Consider the following 19,569-nt stretch of genomic DNA (forward strand, 5'->3'; position numbering starts at 1 on the left):
TGACGCGCCCCGGAGGAATCCGGAGCAGAGCCTGCGTGACCCCGGCTCAACCGGCGGCGCGCAGGGCCGACTCGATGGCGTCGAGCGCGTCGGCCGCCTTCGCACCGTCGGGGCCGCCCGCCTGCGCCATGTCCGGCCGGCCGCCGCCGCCCTTACCGCCGAGCGCCTCGGAGCCGACACGCACCAGATCGACGGCGCTGAAACGCTCCGTCAGATCCGCCGTGACGCCGACCACGATGCCGGCCTTGCCGTCCTCGGAAACCGCGATCATGGCGACGACGCCGGAGCCGAGCGACGTCTTTGCCTCATCCACCAGACCCTTGAGATCCTTCGGGCTGATGCCCTCGACCGTGCGGGCCATCAGCTTGACCGAGCCCAGATCACGCACGACCGCATCGCCACCCGACGCTCCGCCGCCGCCAAGCGCCAGCTTCTTGCGCGCTTCCGTCAGCTCCCGTTCAAGCTTGCGGCGTTCCTCGACGAGCGCCTGCACCCGTGCGGCGGCATCATTCGGCGCCACCTTGAGAATGCCGGCGATCTCGCGCACGCGGCGGTCCTGGGTCTCCAGGTATTCGCGCGCGGCGTCGCCCGTCAGCGCCTCGAGACGCCGCACGCCGGCGGCGACCGCGCCCTCGTTGACCAGATTGACCAGGCCGATGTCGCCGGTGCGCCGCACATGGGTGCCACCGCAGAGTTCCACCGAATAGGACTTGCCCGCCTTCTCGCCGTGCAGGGCCTTGCCCATGGTGACCACACGGACCTCGTCGCCGTATTTCTCGCCGAACAGCGCCATGGCGCCGGATTCGATCGCCTCGTCCACCGCCATCAGCCGGGTTTCGACCGGAGCGTTCTGCAGGATGATCTCGTTGGCGAGATCCTCCACCGCGCGCAATTCATCGTCGTCCATCGGCTTGGGATGGGAGAAATCGAAGCGCAGCCGGTCGGGCGAGACCTGCGAGCCCTTCTGCGCCACATGGGTTCCGAGCACCTCGCGCAGCGCCTCGTGCAGCAGATGGGTCGCGGAATGGTTCGAACGGATGCGCGTGCGCCGCGCGGTGTCCACCGACAGCTCGACGGCATCGCCAACCTTCAAGGTGCCGCTCTCAGCCTTCACGAAGTGCAGAAACAGGCCGCCGGCCTTCTTCTGCGTGTCGGTGACCGCCAGCCGCGTGTTGCCTGAGACGATCGTGCCGGTGTCGCCGACCTGTCCGCCGGACTCACCGTAGAACGGCGTCTGGTTGACGATGACGACACCCTCCTCGCCCTCTTTCAAGGCCTCGACCTCGGCGCCGTCGCGCGCAAGCGCCAGCACCACGCCCTCCGCGCGTTCCGTGTCGTAGCCGAGGAATTCGGTCGCGCCGACGCGTTCCTTGAGCGCGAACCACACCTGTTCGGTGGCCGCATCGCCCGAGCCGGACCAGTTGGCGCGGGCTTCAGCGCGCTGGCGCTCCATGGCGGCGTTGAAGCCTTCGGTATCCACCGCAAGCCCGCGCGGACGCAGGGCGTCCTGCGTCAGATCAAGCGGGAAGCCATAGGTGTCATAAAGCTTGAAGGCGGTCTCGCCATCGAGCGTGGCGCCCTCGCCCAGATCGGCCGTCGCCTCGTCAAGCAGCGTCAGGCCGCGTTCCAGCGTCCTGCCGAAGCGGCGCTCTTCCAGCGTCAGCGTCTCCGTGATCAGCGACTCGGCGCGCACCAGTTCCGGATAGGCCTGGCCCATCTCGCGCACCAGCGTCGGCACCAGCTTGAAGATCACCGGATCCTGCGCGCCCAAAAGCTTGGCGTGACGCATGGCGCGGCGCATGATCCGCCGCAGCACATAGCCGCGCCCCTCGTTCGACGGCAGCACGCCGTCGGCGATCAGAAAGGAACTGGCGCGCAGATGATCGGCGATCACCCGGTGGCTGGCGGCGCTCCCGCCTTCGGCACTCGTGCCGGTTGCGTTTTCCGAGGCCGCGATCAGCGCGCGGAACAGATCGATGTCATAGTTGTTGTGCACGCCCTGCAGCACCGCGGCGATGCGCTCCAGCCCCATGCCCGTGTCGATGGACGGGCGCGGCAGGTCGACGCGCTGCTCCTTGGTGATCTGCTCGTACTGCATGAAGACGAGATTCCAGATCTCGATGAAGCGGTCGCCGTCCTCATCGGGCGAGCCCGGAGGGCCTCCCGGGATCTTCTCGCCGTGATCGTAGAAGATTTCCGAGCACGGGCCGCAGGGGCCGGTGTCGCCCATCGCCCAGAAGTTGTCAGACGTGGGGATGCGGATGATCCGGTCGTCGGACAGGCCGGCGATCTTCTTCCACAGATCAAACGCCTGATCGTCGTCGTGGTAGACGGTGACCAGCAGCTTGTCCTTGGGCAGGCCGAATTCCCTGGTGATCAGACCCCAGGCCAGCTCGATCGCCTGCTCCTTGAAATAATCGCCAAAGGAGAAGTTGCCCAGCATCTCGAAGAACGTGTGGTGGCGCGCGGTGTAGCCCACGTTGTCGAGATCGTTGTGCTTGCCGCCGGCGCGCACGCATTTCTGCGCGGTTACCGCCCGGGAATAGTCCAGTTTCTCGACGCCGGTGAACGCGTTCTTGAACTGCACCATGCCCGCGTTGACGAACATCAGTGTCGGATCGTTGCGCGGAACCAGGGGGCTTGAGGGCACTATCTCGTGGCCATTGCGACGAAAATACTCAAGGAACGCTGACCGGATCTCGTTTACGCCGCTCATGGACTGGCTTCGACCTCATGCTTCCCGGCGCGGAACACGACCGCGCTGCTCCGGATTGACTGTTTGGAGCGTTTCTAGTGCCTCCTGCATATTCGGGCAAGGCGAAGCGGTTTCAAGCTGCCGAATAAGCGCCGGCTGTGAACCCGACGGTGCACCGGGCGGCGGGGATCGCCTTCTGCACGCTTGAACCAGGCCGGACACCCCGCCGATGGGCGCTGAAACGCAGTACGCCCGCCGGCGCATTGCCGACGGGCGTACTGTCATAATCGCTGCACGCGATACCCGGACCAAAACCGCGATCCGCCACCTACAGGCAAAAGCTGAAGCGTGCCCTTCCGCAGCCGCATCATATGCGACCGGCCGGTCAGGCGCCCGCAAGAGCGAGGATCAATCCTCGTCCGCCACGCCCGCGTCACCGTCCGGATCGGTGATCCTCTCGGCGATAAGACCCGCATTCTGGCGGATCGCGCTTTCGATCTCCGCGGCCACTTCCACGTTCTCACGCAGGAAGGTCTTGGCGTTCTCGCGGCCCTGACCCAGGCGCTGGCTGTTGTAGGAGAACCAGGAGCCGGACTTCTCGACGATGCCGCCCTTGACCCCGAGATCGATCAACTCGCCCATCTTGGAGATGCCTTCGCCATACATGATGTCGAATTCGATCTGCTTGAACGGCGGCGCCAGCTTGTTCTTGACCACCTTGACGCGGGTCTGGTTGCCGACGATCTCGTCACGGTCCTTGATGGAGCCGATACGGCGGATGTCGAGACGCACGGAGGCGTAGAATTTCAGCGCATTGCCGCCGGTGGTGGTCTCGGGAGAGCCGAACATGACGCCGATCTTCATGCGAATCTGGTTGATGAAGATGACCATCGTCTTCGACTTGGAGATCGACGCGGTCAGCTTGCGCAGCGCCTGGCTCATCAGCCGCGCCTGCAGGCCCGGCAGGCTGTCGCCCATCTCGCCTTCCAGCTCCGCGCGCGGCGTCAGCGCCGCGACGGAGTCGATCACAAGCACGTCGATGGCGCCGGAGCGCACCAACGTGTCGCAGATTTCCAGCGCCTGCTCGCCCGCGTCCGGCTGCGAGATCAGCATGTCGTCGATGTTGACGCCCAGCTTGCGCGCGTAAATCGGATCGAGCGCGTGTTCGGCGTCGATGAAGGCGCAGATGCCGCCCTTCTTCTGGGCTTCGGCGATCGTGTGCAGCGCCAGCGTAGTCTTGCCCGAGGATTCCGGCCCGTAGATCTCCACGACACGGCCGCGCGGCAGACCGCCGATGCCGAGCGCGATATCAATACCGATCGATCCGGTCGATACGGTTTCGATCTCGACAACCTGGCCTTCACCGAGCCGCATGATGGACCCCTTGCCGAAGGCCCGTTCAATTTGCGACAGCGCCGCATCCAGTGCTTTAGTCTTATCCATTCCTGTGCCCTCGACGAGGCGGAGATCGGCCTGTGACATCGTATAGGGCTCCTTATTCCACGGTGGGACGGGCGATACAAATTTCATGTTTGTACCGTTTTTGTTCCAATTTCTCGAACAGTTGTCAAGCACTTATGAAAACACCATAAATTTCAGTATGTTCGCCAAATGTTCCGGGTCGCCTCTTGCACCTGCCTCGACCACCGGCACGCGCCGGGACGCCATACCGGCGCAGAATCGCCACCCACCCGGAATGCGCCGGGCGCCCGAGCGGCGGCCAACAACAAATTGCGCGCCGCCCCACGGCTTGCTATCGCAGACACACCAACAAGGCGGCGCGATCCATGACGGCTGACCGGAATGAACATACGACGGATGACACGCGCCGGATCGCGCTGATCGGCGGCATCCATATGGACCGCATCGCCACAGGAGCGCGTGATGTTCTCCCCGACACCTCGACGCCGGGCGTTATTGCGGTGCGCCCCGGCGGGGTGGCGTCCAATGTGGCGCGAATTCTGGCGCGGCTCAATTCCGGTTCAGCGACATGCCATGTGGCGCTCGCGGGACGTCTGGGCGCGGATGCAGATGGCGACACGCTGCGCGCCGCTCTCGAAGACCTGGGCATCGACATCTCGGCGATCCGTACGTCGACGCTGGCCACAGCCAGCTATCTCGCCCTGCATCACCCGGACGGGCGGCTCGCCGCCGCCGTGTCCGACACCACCATCACCGAGGAAGTCACGGACACCGACTTCGCGCCGCTCCCCGGGGCGCTTGCCGATGCGCACTGGTGGTTTATCGATGCCAATCTCTCCGAGGCAACACTGGTCGCGCTGTGCGGCATGGCCGCGGACCGCGTGATCGCGGCGGATGTGGTGTCGATCGCCAAGGCGCCACGGCTGCGCTCCTGTCTGGCGCGCATTGACCTGCTTTTCGCGAACAGGGACGAAGCCATCGCCCTTCTCGGCGACAGGGTTGGCGCAGACCGCTCCGCCGGGGGCCTCGCCCAGGCCCTGTGTGCGGCCGGCGGACGCGCGGTGGTGGTGACCGATGGGGCGAATGGCGTGGCGTGGTGCCGGCGGGAGACTTCGGAAAGCAGCGCGGGGCGGATGACCGCCCTGCCCGTCCACGTGCGTCACGTCACCGGCGCGGGCGACGCGCTGATCGGCGGCACGCTCAGCGGGTTGCTCGGCGGGTTCCCGTTGGATGCGGCGCTCGCACGCGGGCTGGCCACCGCGGCGCTGACGCTTGAGGGCGCCGCCATCAGCCTGGATGCGGTCACCAAGCGCCTGGACTCGACCACGGCGCATGCCCCGATAGCGCGATGACCCGTGCGGGAACGCCCGGGTTTGACACGCGGTTTTCGCTTGTGCTTGATCGCCCTTGCTGAGACACATTGGTGCCGCGCGTCGTCCCCCAAGGCCGCCTGACAGGCATGGGAAACGGGGCGGCATCACATCCGGAGTCCCTCGCATGAAGCCGCATGAAACCACCGACGTTCTCGTCCTGGCCCCGGACGTTCGCGAGGCCATGGATGCCGGACGGCCCGTGGTGGCGCTGGAATCCACCATCATCACGCACGGCATGCCGTGGCCCAGGAACGTGGAGACGGCGCGCCGGGTGGAAGCGGAAATCCGGACGCATGGGGCGGTGCCGGCGACCATCGCCGTGCTTGAGGGGAATTGCGCGTCGGGCTGGACGACGCGGACCTTACCCATCTGGCCCAGGCCAACCATGTGATGAAGCTGTCGCGCGCCGATCTGGCGGTGGCGATCGCGGCGGGGAAAACCGGGTCCACCACGGTGGCCGCCACCATGATGGCGGCGCATGCCGCCGGCATTGCGGTGTTCGCGACGGGTGGCGTCGGCGGCGTGCATCGCGGCGCGGAAATGACGTTCGACATATCCGCCGATCTCGACGAACTGTCACGCACACCGGTCTGCGTGGTGGCCGCCGGCGTCAAGGCGCTGCTCGACCTGCCCAAGACGCTGGAACTGCTGGAGACGCGCGGCGTGCCGGTGGTGGGTTTCGGCACGGACGAATTCCCCGCCTTCTGGTCGCGCCGCTCCGGACTGAAGGCCCCGTTCCGGCTGGATACGCCTGAAGAAGTGGCGCGGCTGCTCAAGGCGCGCGCGCGCTTCGGCCAGCATGGCGGCGTGCTGATCGCCAATCCGGTGCCGGAAGCCTCCGAGATCCCGGCCGACGAGATGGAAGACGTCATCCAGGCCGCCCTGCACGAGGCCACCCACCGCCACATCCGCGGCAAGGAGGTCACGCCCTTCGTGCTGGCGCTGATCTACGATCTGACGGCGGGCCGCAGCCTTGAGACCAACATCGCGCTGGTGCTCAACAACGCGCGCGTGGCGGCGGAAATCGCCGTGGCGCTGGCGAAATAATCCGACGTGCCATCATGACGTGTATTCATTCTTGCGAACGGCACGGCTAACATGCCGGACAACAAGGCGATAAAAAGCCGCATTTCCCAATTTTCTTGTTCTGTGCAGTCCCTATTCAGGAAGCCCTCATGACCGACATCGCACTCACCTCCATGCAGTATCTCGACAAAGCCATGGGCGCTCTCAGGGACATGGGCCTGCTGCCCGACGGAGCCCAAGAAGAAGCCCCCATCACGCATCTTCTGGAACAGATTTCCGACCTTTCTCCCGACAAGGTCACGGTCATCGCGCGAACCCTGACGCAGAGTTCCACCTTCAACGAAGTGGTCCGCGAACAGATCCGCGGCATGGAGATCGGCGAGCGTTATGAAGTGCTCACCGACACGTTCAACTCCATCCGCGACGACGCCAAGAGCATGGTCGACCAGCTCGCCGACGGCAAGGTTTCGGCGTTCGAAGGCCTGCAGAACACCTGGATGCGGATGCGACGCGGCACGATTTCCGACCGTTTCGACGATATCAAAAAGACCTATCTCGACGTCGCGCGCGATACCAAGGACCAGATCAAGCGCGAGCAGCTCATTCTGAACGCCTACCGCGACTTCCGCGGCGCGCTGAAGCAGGCAGAGGTGCTGGCGCTGGAAGTGCTCAAGACGGCGACGGCGAAACTGGAGGCCGCCAAGGCCGCGCTGGAGGAAGCCTCAAGCGCCGTCGCCAGCTTCACCGGAACGGAACCGGCCGACAAGGCGCGCCTGGAAATGGCCCGCGACGAGCGCGTGCGCGAGCTGCAGGACGAGGAACGGCGCTACCAGATCGCCAAGGACCTCTCCGACAACCTGACCATCGGCTACAACACCTCCGAAGTCATCATGGCGCGTCTCATGCAGACCACCAGCGCCAAGGACCGGGTCTACGCGCAGGCCGTCAGCTTCTTCTCCACCAACGAATCCGTGCTGACCGCGCTCAACGCCTCCTTCACAGGGCTACAGGGACTGCACGAATCCACCCAGACGCTGAATGCGATGAAGGAAGGCGTCTCCAAGAGCCTGGAAACGCTGGCGGAAATCGGCGACCAGGTGCAGGAAGCCGCGTTGAAGGCCGGCTACGGCCCCACCGTCCAGGCGGCGTCCGTCAAGAAGCTTGTCGATTCGATCGTCAACTTCCAGGTCAACTCCCGCGAGATCATCTCCGAGATGCGCACCATGGCGACAAAGAACTCCGAAGAGATCCGCGACGCTGTTGAAGACGGCAAGCGCCGCCTGGCGAAGCTCGCAGCAGAAGGCAACGTGCTCGGGGCGTAGGCCCCGGTCTCTCGTTGTCCCAGGATCGCTTGGAGAATGGCATGACAGGCGCGGCAGACAAGAAGCTCCCGCTGAACGAGGTCATGATGGCGATGGACGTGGTGGACACGCTGCGCCATCGCGACAGGATCATCGAACGAGAGCTGTCGCAAGGCGATCGCGACGCGCAGCTGTATGCGCGGTTGCGCGAGATCTATACCAGCCAGGGCATCGACGTGCCCGAGCACGTGCTGCGCGAAGGCGTGGCGGCCTTGAAAGAAGACCGTTTCCTCTATACGCCGCCGCCCGCCGGCTTCAACGTCACCATGGCGACGCTCTATGTGCATCGCCTGACGCTAGCCAAATGGACCGGCGCGCTGGCGCTCGTGCTCATCGTGGCCTTCGCCGGCTGGCGCGTGCTCATCGTCGCTCCACGCCAGCAGGCGGCCGAAACCCTGCGTGTGGATTTGAGCGAAGGGCTGCCGCTTGCCTTCGACTCAACGCTGGCAAGCATCGGCCAGGAAGCCTCAGACACCGCGGCAATCGAACAGGCGAACCGCCTGGTGAACGACGGCAAGGCGGCGGCCGCGCGCGGGGACGCGGACACCGCCCGGAGCAAGCTCGCGGAGCTGAAAGCGCTGCGCGATCAGCTCTTGCTGAGCTACGAGATCCGCATCGTGTCGCGGCCCGGCACGCCGTCGGGCGTGGAACGCATTCCCGATGTCAATCGGGCCACGCGAAATCTCTATGTGGTTGTCGAGGCGATCGGCGTGGACGGCAAGCGGCTTTCCCTGCCCGTGCAAAACGAGGAAGACGGCAAGACCGAGGTCGTCCCGCTTTGGGCCGTGCGCGTGCCCAAGGCGACCTTCGACGCGGTCAAGCGTGACAAGCAGGATGATGGGATCATTCAGAACGCGACGATCGGCGTCAAGGAACGCGGCACCCTTCAACCCAATTGGGTCATGAAGGTGGACAACGGTGCGATCACGACATGGAAATGACCTGGCCAAACCGTGTTCAGGCGGAGAGCGCGCCATGCTGAGCGGCCGCGACACGATGAGCAGGATCGACGCCGAACTGCGCGAGACACGGCGCGAGGAAGCCGAGGTGAACCGCCGGCTGGAGGATCTCACGCGGCGCATCACCGAGTTGCGCGCCGAAGAAGGCGATGCCTATCTCGGTCTCGCGCGCCTCAGCCTGCAGGAGGACGCCGACGGGGCGCTCGCCGAACGCCTTGACCGGGCCGGACGGCGGGCCCGCGCCCTGATCGAGGAGCGCGACGAACGGCTGCAGTGGCTGGCGGGCGAACGCGACAAGCACGAGGCGCAGCTCGAGGCGCTGACGCGCGAACGCGAGCGGCTCTCGGCGTTGCGCGCGGACGCCGCGGACCGGCTTGACGACATCTTGGAAGCCGTCGACGAAAAGCTGGCCGGTGACCCCGACTTCAGCCGCCAGCGCGACGCCCTGGAAAAGGCCGTCGCGATCGCCGATCAGGCGCGCAAGAAAGCCGATCAGGCGGTCGCGGATCGCGAGGAAAAAGGCAAGGCCTACGAGGATGATCCGCTGTTTCTGTATTTGTGGAAACGCGATTACAGCCTGCCGTCCTACGCTGGGCGCGGACTGATCCGCTGGCTCGACGGCAAGGTGGCCCGGCTGGTGCGCTATGACGAGGCGCGGCCAAACTATGCCATGCTCACCGAAATTCCCGCCCGGCTCTCGCAACACGCGGAGCGGCTGGAACAGGTGGTTCGCGAGGAGACCGACGCGCTCGCCGCCCTGAGCCGCGCCGCCGCCGAGGAACTCGCCGGCGAGGATCTTCCCGCGCAAATCGAGGGCCTCGACACCGACATCGCCGAGACGGGCGCCATGATCGAGGCCGAGAGCGTCGCCGCCGCGAAGCTCTCCGACGAGACCCGGACGTTCGCTTCCGGCGAGGACCCCGCCTTCGCACAGGCCACGGAGGCCTTGGTCGAGAGCCTGAAATCGGATTCGGTGCGCACCCTGCGGCGCAACGCCTTGGCGACGCCGACCCCGGAAGACGAAAGGCTGGTGGACCGCATCGAGGCGATCGACGAGGAGGTGAGAGACCTCGAGCGGCAGATCGACGAGGACCGCAAATATCTGCGCGAACTCGCGCATCGCAGGGCGGAGCTGGATGACGTCGCCGCCGACATGCGCCGCAACCGCTATGACGACGGAGACTCGCAGTTCAGCGACAACAGCCTGGCGGGCGAGTTACTCGGCGAGTTGGTCAAGGGCGTCATCGCGGGCGCCGTCTACAAGACCGCCATGGGCAAATCTCATCGCCGCCGCAAGCCGCGCGGCGGAATGCGCGGATTTCCCGGCGGCCTTGGCCTGCCCGGATCCATGGGCGGATCCATGGGCGGATCCATGGGCGGCGGCTTGCCCGATTTCAGTGGCGGAACGGACGGCGGCAGCGGCGACGGCTTTTCGACCGGCGACACGTTCTAGCTCGACAGCGCTTCCTTCACCGCCGTTGCCAGTTGCTTGAGCGTGAAGGGCTTTGGCAGGAACGAAAATTTCTCGTTCTCCGGCAGGTTCTTCTCGAACGCCTCTTCCGCGTAGCCGGAAACGAAGATGATCTTCAGATCCGGCTTGGTCTTGCGCAATTCCCTGAGAAGGGAGGGCCCGTCCATTTCCGGCATGACCACGTCGGAGACGACCAGATCGACCTCACCGCCGGCCGCCTCGAGCACCTCCAGCGCCTCGGTGCCGCAACTTGCCTCATGCACCGTGTAGCCGCGCGAGGCGAGAGCGCGGGCGGCGAAGGCGCGCACGGCTTCCTCGTCTTCCACCAGAAGAATTGTTGCCGAACCGGTGAGATCGGTCATCGGCGCTTCGGGCTGGACGTCGGCCGGAATGGCCACGGCGTTCTCCTCCACCACATGGCGCGGCAGGAAGATGCGGAACATCGTGCCTTCGCCCACGGTGGAGACGGGATAAATGTAGCCGCCGGTCTGCTTGATGATGCCGTAGACGGTGGAGAGACCCAGACCCGTGCCCTTGCCCACGTCCTTTGTGGAGAAGAACGGCTCGAAAATCTTGTCCATCACCTGCTGCGACATGCCGGTGCCGGTGTCCGTCGCCTCGATGAGCACGTATTCGCCGGTCGGCATGCCGCGAGTGTTATCAAAGGTCGTTGACTGCTCGCGGGTAACGTTTGAGGTGCGGATGGTCAGTTGCCCACCGTCGATCATCGCATCGCGCGCGTTCACCGCCAGATTGACGATCACCTGCTCGAACTGGTTGAGATCGGCCATCACCGGCCACAGATCGCGTCCGTGCACGACCTTAAGCTCGACCTTCTCGCCCAGCAGACGATCGAGCAGGATCGAGAGATCCGCCAGGACGTCGTTCAGCTCAAGCTGCTTGGGACGCAGGGTCTGACGCCGCGAGAACGCCAGCAGCTGGCGCACGAGGCCGGCCGCGCGATTGGCGTTCTGCTTGATGTTCATGATGTCCTGGAAGGACGGATCCGCCGGCCGGTGGTTGGCCAGAAGCAGATCGGAAAAGCCGATGATGGCGGTCAGAACGTTGTTGAAATCATGCGCCACACCGCCGGCAAGCTGGCCAATCGCCTGCATCTTCTGGCTTTGCGCGAACTGCAGCTCCAGCGCCCGCTGGCGTGTGGTCTCCAGCGCATAGACGATGGCGGCCTCGCCCTCGTCCTCACCATCCTCGACGGCGGAGATGTAGAAGGTGGCCGAGCGGTCGTCGTCGGACCCGGCCAACTGGATGTCCATGGGCGCGATCTCGCCCTGGCCCGCGGCCGCGGCCGTCAGCGCATTGGCAAGCTCGTCGCGGCCGTTGCCGGCGACGAAGTCGACAATCGGCCGGTGCGAGCCGTCGCCCGGCTCCGCCTTGCCGAACAGACGCACGAACGGCGCGTTGGTGCGCACGATGCGTCCCTCGCGGTCCACGGAGGCAATCGCGATCGGCGTGTTGTTGAAGAAGCGCGCGAACCGTACCTCCGCGGCGCGCAAGGCTTCCTGCGCCTCCTCGCCCGGAGAGCGGTTGAGCACCAGCGTGCGGCTTTCACCTGCGTGCCCGTCCGCGCCAAACGGCACGCGGTGCAGGAGTCGCACAGGAATGGTTCGGCCCGAGCGGGTCACGAGATCGAGATCGAGCGTTTCGGTCTTCACATCCCCCGGCTGGCCGGAAATCGAATGAATCAGCTCAGCGCCGTCCCCGCGCACCACATCCGACAGCAGCAGCGAGCACGCCTCGAACTGCGCAAGATCGTGCCCCAGCCAATCGGCCAGCGTCGCGTTGAGATAGACGATGCGCCCCTCGCCATCGGCGGAAAAGAAGCCCGCCGGTGCATGGTCGAGGAAATTGATGACGCGTTGCAGTTCCTGGAAGGAGGATTCCTGTTCGGTGCGGTCGCGGGTGATATCGGCGACGCTCCATACCGTGTATTTGTGGCGGCCGCCCGCGCTGTCGCCGGTTTCCAGCGGCCGCACATTGATGCGATACCAGCGCGGGGATCCTTCGAACTGACCGATGGGATGCGGCAGGCGGACTTCCTCAAAGACCTTCAGATCGCTGCGGGTGGCCTGCGACAGCCGGTAAATGGCGTCGGCGGCGTCCGGATCGCTGGAAAAGACACGTTCCACCGCGCGCACATCCGCCGCGCTCGCGGCTCCCGTCAACTCGGCATAGGCCTGGTTTGCATAGATGATCCGGCCACTGGAATCGGTGATCAGCGCACCGGACTCATGGGAATCGAGAAACGCCTGCGCGAGCGGATTGCCCGGCTGGCGGCTGGCGAAGCGCAGCAGACCGATCGCAGCCGCAAACAGGCAGAAGACGCCGACCACGGCCAGCAAGCCCAGCAGACCCAGCACATAGGGCTCCGCCTGCTCGCGGCTCATGAAAGCCAGCCCTCCGGCGGCGGCCACGAGCCCGAGCCCGAGCAGGACGAGAAGGCCAATGCTTCCCGATCGCTCCGACCGGTCGATGACCGGCTCAGGCGAACGCGCCTCGATGTCACTCATGTCAGCCCGCACTCCCCGGTCCGCTCCGCAGGCCCACCCGGCGCAGCAACGCTGCCGTCGCATTGTAGAGTTCCAATTTCGACCGCTCGCAACACAGATCCAATTCCCACAACACCCGTGGCATTCCTCAACGCAACATCACACGCCATGACGTCCGCCTGACACCGCTCGGCCGGCACGCTCACCGCCACCCGATCAGGCGAACACCGCTCGGCTATCGTCACATGCGAACGCGCGGCCGACCGATACCGTTGCACCACGCATCACGCCTGCCAACTCGGCCGCTTGCGCAGCCGCAACACGTAGCCGATCACTTCCGCGACCGCACGATAATGTTCTTCCGGGATTTCCGCATCAATGTCCACCTGCGCATACAGCGATCTCGCGAGTGGCGGGTTCTCGATAATCGGAATTTTCGCGCCCTTGGCGACTTCCCGGATCTTCAGGGCGGTTGCGTCGGTGCCCTTGGCCACGCAGAGAGGCGCCGCCATGCCCTCTTCGTATTTCAGGGCGACAGCATAGTGAGTCGGGTTGGTCACAACCACCGTGGCGCTGGGTACAGCGGCCATCATGCGCCTGCGCGAGCGCTCCATCCGCAACTGGCGGATCTTGCCCTTGACCATCGGATCGCCTTCGGACTGCTTGTATTCGTCCTTGATCTCCTGGACGGTCATCTTCTGCTTCTCGAACCACTTGTTGCGCTGGTAGAACATGTCGAGCCCCGCGATGATGGTCATCACCGCCACCACGGCGCCAAGAAGCTGCAACGCGATCTCCCGGGTTTCCGGCAGGATGGTGATCACATCGCGCATGATCATCGTGTCCAGACGATCGCGCTCAGGCCACATGACCGCCGCCATCAGCCCTCCGACGATGGAAATCTTGACCACGCCCTTGAGGAAGTTGACCAGGCTGTCCTTGGAGAACAGACGCTTGAAACCGGCGACTGGAGAAATCTTGGACAGTTTGGGCGTCAGACTTTCCGCCGACAGCACGATCTTGTGCTGCACCATGTTGCCCGCCACCGCCATGATCATCATGGACAGCATTGGCAGCCCCAGCGCCACCAGAAGGATTCGGCCATAGTCCATCCACAACGCGCGGATGCCGCCCGCATCCAGCGGGATCTCTTCCAGATGCGCAAAGATGTTGCCCAAGCCGACGAACAGGTCCTGGGCGATCGACGGCGAGAACAGCGCCACGATGAAAGTCGCCCCCATCAGGGAGAACCAGGTGCTGACCTCCTGGCTCTTGGCGACATCGCCGCGTTTGTGGGCGTCTTCCAGTTTCTTTTGTGTCGGATCTTCTGTTTTTTCCGACTGTTCTGTGTCGTCCGCCATGGACCGCTCCTATCGCACCAGAAACTGGCCGAGCGTGGCTTCCACATGATCCATGTACCAGGTCATGATGGTTGCCAGCAGCAGCATGAGAAGACCGATGCCCATGAAGATGTTCGCGGGCATGGCGATGAAGAAGATCTGCATTTGCGGCATCAGGCGGTTAAGCAGCCCGAGACCGAAATAGAACACCAGACCGAAGACGATGAACGGGGCGGAGATGCGGATGCCGATGGAGAAGGCCTCGCCAACGGTGCGCACAGCATTTTGCGCCAGATCGCCGACAGGCATGAGATCGCCGGGTGGAAACAGCGTGAAGCTGTCGTAAAGCGCCCCGACGAGCAGATAGTGCAGGTCGGTGACGAAAATCAGCGTGATCGCGAGAATCGACAGGAAGTTGGAGAACAGCACGCCCTGCTGGCCCTGCGCCGGATCAAACGCCATGGCGAACGCCAGGCCGCTCTGGCCGGCAATGATCGTTCCCGCGACCTGGATGGCCGCCATGACGAGCCGCGTCGCCAGGCCGATGAAGAAGCCGACCAGAAGTTCACCGCCCAGCAGCACCAGGATACCGAGCATCGTGGCCGGCACGCCGGCGGAATAGCGCACCGAGACAATCGGATAGAGCACCAGCGTCAGGCTGAGCGCCAGCGACAGCCGGATGCGTCCCGGCACGTTGGTTTCGCCCAATGCCGGCATCAGCATGATCATCGTGCCCAGCCGGGCGAAGATCAGCATGAACAGGAAGGCTGTCTGCGGGAGAAAGGACAGGTTCACGGTCCGCGAACCTCCTTCAGGTTTGCGCGATCAAGCCGACGACGCGGATCATGAAGGCATTCATCACCTGGCCCATCAGCGGCAACGTCAAGAGCAGCGCGATGAAAATCGCCAGAATCTTCGGCACGAAGACGAGCGTCATTTCCTGGACCTGCGTCAGCGCCTGCACCAGGGCAATCGTCACGCCGACCACCAGCCCGACGATCATCGTCGGCGCGACCACATAGAGCAGCGTCCAGATCGCTTCGCGTCCGATATCGAGCACTTCGGCTCCGGTCATCGAGAAGTCTCCAAGGGCCGGCCGGGACGAAGCCCCTGCATCAACCGCGCGCCATCGGTCAAATCGGCATCCGCATGATTTCCTCGTAGGCGGCGATCACCTTGTCGCGGACCGACACCATGGTCTCCAGCGCAATCTCGGTTTCCGAGATGGCGGTGACCACGTCCACCACATCCGCCTTGCCTTGCAGCATGTCGACCGATTTGGCGTCTGTCGACCGGCCCTTGTCAACCAGTTCGCTGACGGCGGATTTCACCATTGCACCGAAATCCGCGCCGCCCGCCCCTTCGATCTTGGCGTCGGCGCCGCCGCGGGCAAATTGCTCCGCGAGCTTTGCCGCGTTCTGATAGGCATTTGCGGCGATCAATGGTGTGGCCATGGGACTGTTCCTGGAATTGGACGCTTCGAGCCGTCAAATGTTGACTGTGTCAGGGCGGTGAAGGGTTCTTAGCCGCGGAGAATGTCGATGGTTCGCTGCAGCATGCGGCGCGTCGACTGGATAACGTTGAGATTGGCCTCGTAAGACCGCTGCGCCTCGCGGATATCCACGGTTTCAACCAGCGTGTTGACATTGGGCATGCGCACATTGCCCGCGGCATCCGCCGCCGGATGGCCCGGTTCGTGGCGCACCTGGAACTCGGACCTGTCGAGCTGGATACGGCCGAGCTCCACGACCCGGGCGCCCAGTTCCCGGTCGAACTCGGAGCGGAAGGTAGGAATTCTGCGCCTATAGGGATCCTCTTCCGGCGTCCTGCCGGTGGAATCCTTGTTGGCGATATTCTCCGCGATCACCCGCATGCGTCCGTTTTGCGCCTTCAGGCCGGACGCGGCGATCATCAGCGATCTGACAAAGTCCATTGTGGTGCTCCGGTAAAACGATCAGCGTTTGCCGAGCGCGGTCTTGATGAGGCCCATGCCTCGCGTGTAGATCGACGTGGCCGCCTGGTAGTCCATCTGGTTGGCGGTGATTTTCATCATCTGCTCTTCCAGGACAACGGAGTTGCCCTCTGGGGTAATCTCGAAACTGCCGACTTCGCGGGGCCGGTTCGGCCCGTTATGGCTCCCGGTCCGCATGTGACCTTCCTGGGTCACCGCCTGCTGGACGTATTGCGACCGCGACCCCTTCAAGGTGTTGGTGAAGCTCACCTGCTTGATGTCACGCGAATGGAAATCGGGCGTGTCAGCGTTGGCGACATTTTCCGCCAGCACCTTTTGACGCGTCTGATGCCACTGCATCTTGGTCCGCAGCGCCTGAAAGATCGGAAGATCGGTGACGGCCATGAGTTCGCCAGTTCTGTTGCGCTGCCCTACCCTCTGGGCCTGGTCGGGCGGCTGCCGCGATTCCCGACGGGTCATGCCCGGAAAACCGCCATTTACCCCTGCTTCCAAGGCCGATAGGCACATTCTGCCGGGCATAAGGTTAACGAGTTCTTAACGCCGTTAATGTTTCGCTAACCATGGAAGTGAACGAATACGCCGCTTTCACCCATCGCACACCCTCGTACGAAAACCATTCGTTAAGGACCGAACCGGCAAAAAATGCCCAACTCTGTTAACCTTGCGCGAGTGACAAAGATTCGCCGCGGGGCAAGGGCACGCTCATGCGGCCACCACTCCAGATCCGCAGGCGCGATTGCCGGTCGCCGGGCACAGGGGCGGACCATCGTTCCGCCCGGGAAACGGATCGGTAAAAGACTTGTCCCGGTGCCGGACCTGAACCGGGAAAAAATGGTTGGGCGTGGGACAAGCCGCCCGCGACGCGCTAATAAGTCTGGATCCGCAATTGCGGATATGCTGATTCCGTGCGCAAGACCACGCGCTGCGAAGGATCGCTCAGGCTAAGCCCGACGCGTCGTTGAGACAGTCGCGAAGAAGACAGTGAGGATGGAATGAACAGTTGGCTGGAGGAGGCGTTCAATATTGATCCCGGCTTTGCCAGGGGCCTCCAATTCGTCATCGCACTGCTGATCGTCCTTGGATTGATCGCTGTCTTTGTATGGATCCTGCGCCGGCTTTCGGGCGTGCGCGTCGGCCGCGGCCCGCGCAACCGCCAGCCGCGCATCGCGGTGATGGATACGACCGCCCTGGACGCGCGCCGCCGGCTGATTCTGGTGCGCCGCGACAACATCGAGCACCTGCTGCTGGTCGGCGGTCCGTCGGACGTCGTCGTCGAGCAGAACATCGTTCGGGGCCAGCCCGCCCAGGGTTACGGACGTCAGGCCGCCCAGGGTCCTGTGGCCGCCACGCAACAAGCGCCGCTGCAGGCGCCGCAGGCTCCGCCGCCCGCTCCCCAGCAGCACCCCGCGAGCGCGCGGCCCATGCCAGCCGCGCAAACGCCACCGCCCCAGCAGCAGGCGCAGCCACGCGCGCCGCAGCCACAACAGCCCGCGCCGCAACAGCCGGCTCCGCGACAACCGGCAACCGCGCCGCCGGCGCAATCGAGCCTGCTTGCAGGCGCCCGCCCCTATGGCGGCGCTCCGGCCCCCGCACAGTCCGCAAACCCGCCTTCCCAACAGTCCGGACCTTCGGGCGCATCCGCAGCCGTGGCCCGTGCGCGTGACGCGGTTGACCAGATCGGCGCCGAGCCCCAGGCGCAGCCGGGCTATCGCCCGGCCGCAGCCCCGCAACAGTCCGCCCCGCGTCAGCCGGAGAGGCCGCAATACGGGCGCCCTGGCGCAGGCGCCGCCGCAAACGGCACCAAGTCCGCGGAGACACCGTCCGCGCCCGAAGCGCAGCGCTATCCCCCCGTCCAATCGAGCAGCGGCGACAGGGCCGCTCCTTCCGGCTCCCCAGTGCGGAGCGAGGTCGCGAACCCGTCTCGGCGCCGGTCCGCGCGCCCGTGCAGACAAGCACGGCGCCGAGCATCCAGACACCGCCCGAGGCAGCCGCACCGTTCGTCCGCCCGGCCCCCGCGCCGGTCACGCCTCCCGTGAGCGTCAACGCGCCGGCCGTCAAGCCCGAAGCCCCTGGGCCCGCGGCACCGGCCGCGCCGACACCGGTGTTTGGCGCCGGCCTCAGCATGGCGCCCTCCTCCAACGGCGCGAAGCAGGCCGCTCCCGCGCCGGAGACCGCGAAGCAACCAGAACCCGCACCGAGCCGCCCCCAGCAGCAGACCGTCGATCTGGCGGCCCATCTGGAAGAGGCGCTGCTCGGCCCAGCACCTGTCGAGCCCAAACCCGCGGAGGCGCCCAAGCTCGCCGAAGTGCCCAAACCCGCCGAAACGCCCAAGGCCCCGAGACCCAGAAGCGGGACGAGGGTCAAGGGACGGCTGAGACGCCAAAGGTCGAAGACAAACCCGAGGCGTCCAAGGCCGACGAACCCGCTGCAAACCCTGAAGACTCCAAGAAAGCGGAGACGCCAAAGGCGGCGAACGACCAGTCCAGGACGGACCCGGGTGGTGATACGGACGCCAGCGAAGCATCCAAGAAGGACGGCGACGCGCAGGACGAGGCAGTGACGATCGACACGATCGAGGAGGAAATGGCGAAACTTCTCAACGAGATCGGCGGAAAAGACAAGAAATGAGGCACTCCCGAAGCCGTCCCGCGCGACGGCTCGGCGCCAGACGCCTGTTGCTTGGTGGCCTGACGCTCACCGCAATTGCGCTCGGATGGGCGGCGGTCGCCCATGCGCAGGATCTGTCGGTCACCTTTGGCGAGAACACCTCGCTGACGGAACGCGCGGTTCAACTCGTGGCGCTGCTGACGGTGCTCAGCCTCGCGCCCTCCATCCTGGTGATGGTCACGAGCTTCACGCGCATCGTCGTGGTGCTGTCGCTGCTGCGCTCGGCCATTGGGCTGCAATCAGCCCCGCCCAACTCCGTGATGATCAGCCTGGCGCTGTTTCTCACCGCCTTCGTGATGGCCCCCACCTTCGAAACCGCCTACACGGAAGGTGTCCAGCCGCTCGTTGCCGGGAACATCGAATTCGCCGAGGCCTTCGACCGCGCCGCCGTGCCGTTTCACGAGTTCATGCGCGCCAATGTGCGCGAGAAGGATGTTGGACTGTTTCTGGAACTGGCCAAACAGGAAGTGCCGGAGACACCGGAAGAGCTGTCCCTGCGCGTTCTGGTTCCCGCCTTCATCATCAGCGAACTGCGCCGCGCTTTCGAGATCGGCTTCTTGATCTATTTGCCGTTCCTGATCATCGATCTAGTGATCGCCTCGGTGCTCATGTCGATGGGCATGATGATGCTGCCACCCGTGGTGATCTCACTGCCGTTCAAGCTGATTTTCTTTGTGCTGGTGGACGGCTGGAACCTGCTGGCGGCGAGCCTTGTTCGCAGCTTTGCCGGCGGCTGATTGTCCAGCGACGTGCATTTCCGCGCGCCGCGCCGGCGG

The 19,569-nt window shown here is 64.8% G+C and carries 15 protein-coding genes and 1 pseudogene; 6 read left to right on the forward strand and 10 right to left on the reverse strand.

Annotated features, from left to right (window positions below; all coding sequences use genetic code 11):
• Positions 1–46: 46 nt before the first annotated feature.
• Both alaS and recA read right to left on the reverse strand, forming a co-directional pair.
• Positions 47–2,716, reverse strand: a complete 2,670-nt coding sequence (gene alaS / locus D1F64_RS15635) for an alanine--tRNA ligase (protein ID WP_117413178.1) — start codon at positions 2,714–2,716, stop codon at positions 47–49.
• Positions 2,717–3,103: 387 nt separating this feature from the next.
• Positions 3,104–4,177 (reverse strand): recombinase RecA, encoded by a 1,074-nt coding sequence (recA, locus tag D1F64_RS15640; protein WP_117413179.1) that lies wholly within the window; start codon positions 4,175–4,177, stop codon positions 3,104–3,106.
• Between the two features lie 305 nt (positions 4,178–4,482).
• On the opposite strand from recA, the gene D1F64_RS15645 reads away from it, so the two are divergent.
• The 5 genes and pseudogenes from D1F64_RS15645 (at position 4,483) to D1F64_RS15665 (ending at position 10,289) form a co-directional block, all read left to right on the forward strand.
• Complete coding sequence (locus D1F64_RS15645) at positions 4,483–5,469, forward strand: PfkB family carbohydrate kinase (protein ID WP_117413180.1); 987 nt, start codon at positions 4,483–4,485, stop codon at positions 5,467–5,469.
• A gap of 202 nt (positions 5,470–5,671) precedes the next feature.
• Positions 5,672–6,537: pseudogene (locus D1F64_RS15650) on the forward strand (pseudouridine-5'-phosphate glycosidase).
• A gap of 128 nt (positions 6,538–6,665) precedes the next feature.
• Positions 6,666–7,838 (forward strand): cell surface protein, encoded by a 1,173-nt coding sequence (locus D1F64_RS15655; protein WP_117413181.1) that lies wholly within the window; start codon positions 6,666–6,668, stop codon positions 7,836–7,838.
• A 41-nt stretch (positions 7,839–7,879) separates the two neighbouring features.
• Positions 7,880–8,818 (forward strand): DUF6384 family protein, encoded by a 939-nt coding sequence (locus D1F64_RS15660; RefSeq protein ID WP_117413182.1) that lies wholly within the window; start codon positions 7,880–7,882, stop codon positions 8,816–8,818.
• A gap of 34 nt (positions 8,819–8,852) precedes the next feature.
• On the forward strand, positions 8,853–10,289 hold the full coding sequence (locus D1F64_RS15665; protein ID WP_117413183.1) for a hypothetical protein: 1,437 nt from the start codon (positions 8,853–8,855) through the stop codon (positions 10,287–10,289).
• Here the strand turns inward: D1F64_RS15665 and D1F64_RS15670 are convergent.
• The 8 genes from D1F64_RS15670 to D1F64_RS24710 form a co-directional block, all read right to left on the reverse strand.
• A complete protein-coding gene (locus tag D1F64_RS15670) occupies positions 10,286–12,835 on the reverse strand; it encodes a response regulator (RefSeq protein WP_117413184.1) in 2,550 nt (849 codons plus the stop codon). The genes D1F64_RS15665 and D1F64_RS15670 overlap by 4 nt on opposite strands.
• Before the next feature lie 263 nt (positions 12,836–13,098).
• Entirely contained in the window at positions 13,099–14,175 is a 1,077-nt protein-coding gene (gene flhB, locus D1F64_RS15675; protein WP_117413185.1) for a flagellar biosynthesis protein FlhB, read from the reverse strand.
• 9 nt (positions 14,176–14,184) lie between these two features.
• Positions 14,185–14,949, reverse strand: coding sequence for a flagellar biosynthetic protein FliR (gene fliR / locus D1F64_RS15680; RefSeq protein ID WP_205470494.1), 765 nt, complete (start codon positions 14,947–14,949; stop codon positions 14,185–14,187).
• A gap of 16 nt (positions 14,950–14,965) precedes the next feature.
• A complete protein-coding gene (gene fliQ / locus D1F64_RS15685) occupies positions 14,966–15,229 on the reverse strand; it encodes a flagellar biosynthesis protein FliQ (RefSeq protein WP_117413186.1) in 264 nt (87 codons plus the stop codon).
• Positions 15,230–15,287: 58 nt separating this feature from the next.
• Positions 15,288–15,608, reverse strand: a complete 321-nt coding sequence (locus D1F64_RS15690; RefSeq protein ID WP_117413187.1) for a flagellar hook-basal body complex protein FliE — start codon at positions 15,606–15,608, stop codon at positions 15,288–15,290.
• Between the two features lie 68 nt (positions 15,609–15,676).
• Positions 15,677–16,087 carry a flagellar basal body rod protein FlgC gene (flgC, locus tag D1F64_RS15695; protein ID WP_117413188.1) on the reverse strand — a complete coding sequence of 137 codons (411 nt, stop codon included), beginning with the start codon at positions 16,085–16,087 and terminating at the stop codon, positions 15,677–15,679.
• A gap of 21 nt (positions 16,088–16,108) precedes the next feature.
• Positions 16,109–16,618, reverse strand: a complete 510-nt coding sequence (gene flgB / locus D1F64_RS15700) for a flagellar basal body rod protein FlgB (RefSeq protein WP_346432252.1) — start codon at positions 16,616–16,618, stop codon at positions 16,109–16,111.
• A gap of 449 nt (positions 16,619–17,067) precedes the next feature.
• Entirely contained in the window at positions 17,068–17,625 is a 558-nt protein-coding gene (locus D1F64_RS24710; RefSeq protein WP_248304482.1) for a hypothetical protein, read from the reverse strand.
• Positions 17,626–18,750: 1,125 nt separating this feature from the next.
• On the opposite strand from D1F64_RS24710, the gene fliP reads away from it, so the two are divergent.
• Positions 18,751–19,530 carry a flagellar type III secretion system pore protein FliP gene (fliP, locus tag D1F64_RS15710; RefSeq protein ID WP_117413191.1) on the forward strand — a complete coding sequence of 260 codons (780 nt, stop codon included), beginning with the start codon at positions 18,751–18,753 and terminating at the stop codon, positions 19,528–19,530.
• The last annotated feature ends 39 nt before the right edge of the window (positions 19,531–19,569 follow it).

The organism is Breoghania sp. L-A4 (genome assembly GCF_003432385.1).
Taxonomy (GTDB): Bacteria; Pseudomonadota; Alphaproteobacteria; order Rhizobiales; family Stappiaceae; genus Breoghania.

What these genes read in the sequence shown, in the direction of transcription:
- fliP (WP_117413191.1), top strand. Translation starts at nt 18,751, where the DNA reads ATGAGGCACTCCCGAAGCCGTCCCGCGCGACGGCTCGGCGCCAGACGC.
- fliQ (WP_117413186.1), bottom strand. Translation starts at nt 15,229, where the DNA reads ATGACCGGAGCCGAAGTGCTCGATATCGGACGCGAAGCGATCTGGACG.
- D1F64_RS15645 (WP_117413180.1), top strand. Translation starts at nt 4,483, where the DNA reads ATGACGGCTGACCGGAATGAACATACGACGGATGACACGCGCCGGATC.
- D1F64_RS15660 (WP_117413182.1), top strand. Translation starts at nt 7,880, where the DNA reads ATGACAGGCGCGGCAGACAAGAAGCTCCCGCTGAACGAGGTCATGATG.
- D1F64_RS15655 (WP_117413181.1), top strand. Translation starts at nt 6,666, where the DNA reads ATGACCGACATCGCACTCACCTCCATGCAGTATCTCGACAAAGCCATG.
- flgC (WP_117413188.1), bottom strand. Translation starts at nt 16,087, where the DNA reads ATGGACTTTGTCAGATCGCTGATGATCGCCGCGTCCGGCCTGAAGGCG.
- recA (WP_117413179.1), bottom strand. Translation starts at nt 4,177, where the DNA reads ATGTCACAGGCCGATCTCCGCCTCGTCGAGGGCACAGGAATGGATAAG.
- flhB (WP_117413185.1), bottom strand. Translation starts at nt 14,175, where the DNA reads ATGGCGGACGACACAGAACAGTCGGAAAAAACAGAAGATCCGACACAA.
- D1F64_RS15665 (WP_117413183.1), top strand. Translation starts at nt 8,853, where the DNA reads ATGCTGAGCGGCCGCGACACGATGAGCAGGATCGACGCCGAACTGCGC.
- D1F64_RS15690 (WP_117413187.1), bottom strand. Translation starts at nt 15,608, where the DNA reads ATGGCCACACCATTGATCGCCGCAAATGCCTATCAGAACGCGGCAAAG.
- D1F64_RS15670 (WP_117413184.1), bottom strand. Translation starts at nt 12,835, where the DNA reads ATGAGTGACATCGAGGCGCGTTCGCCTGAGCCGGTCATCGACCGGTCG.
- alaS (WP_117413178.1), bottom strand. Translation starts at nt 2,716, where the DNA reads ATGAGCGGCGTAAACGAGATCCGGTCAGCGTTCCTTGAGTATTTTCGT.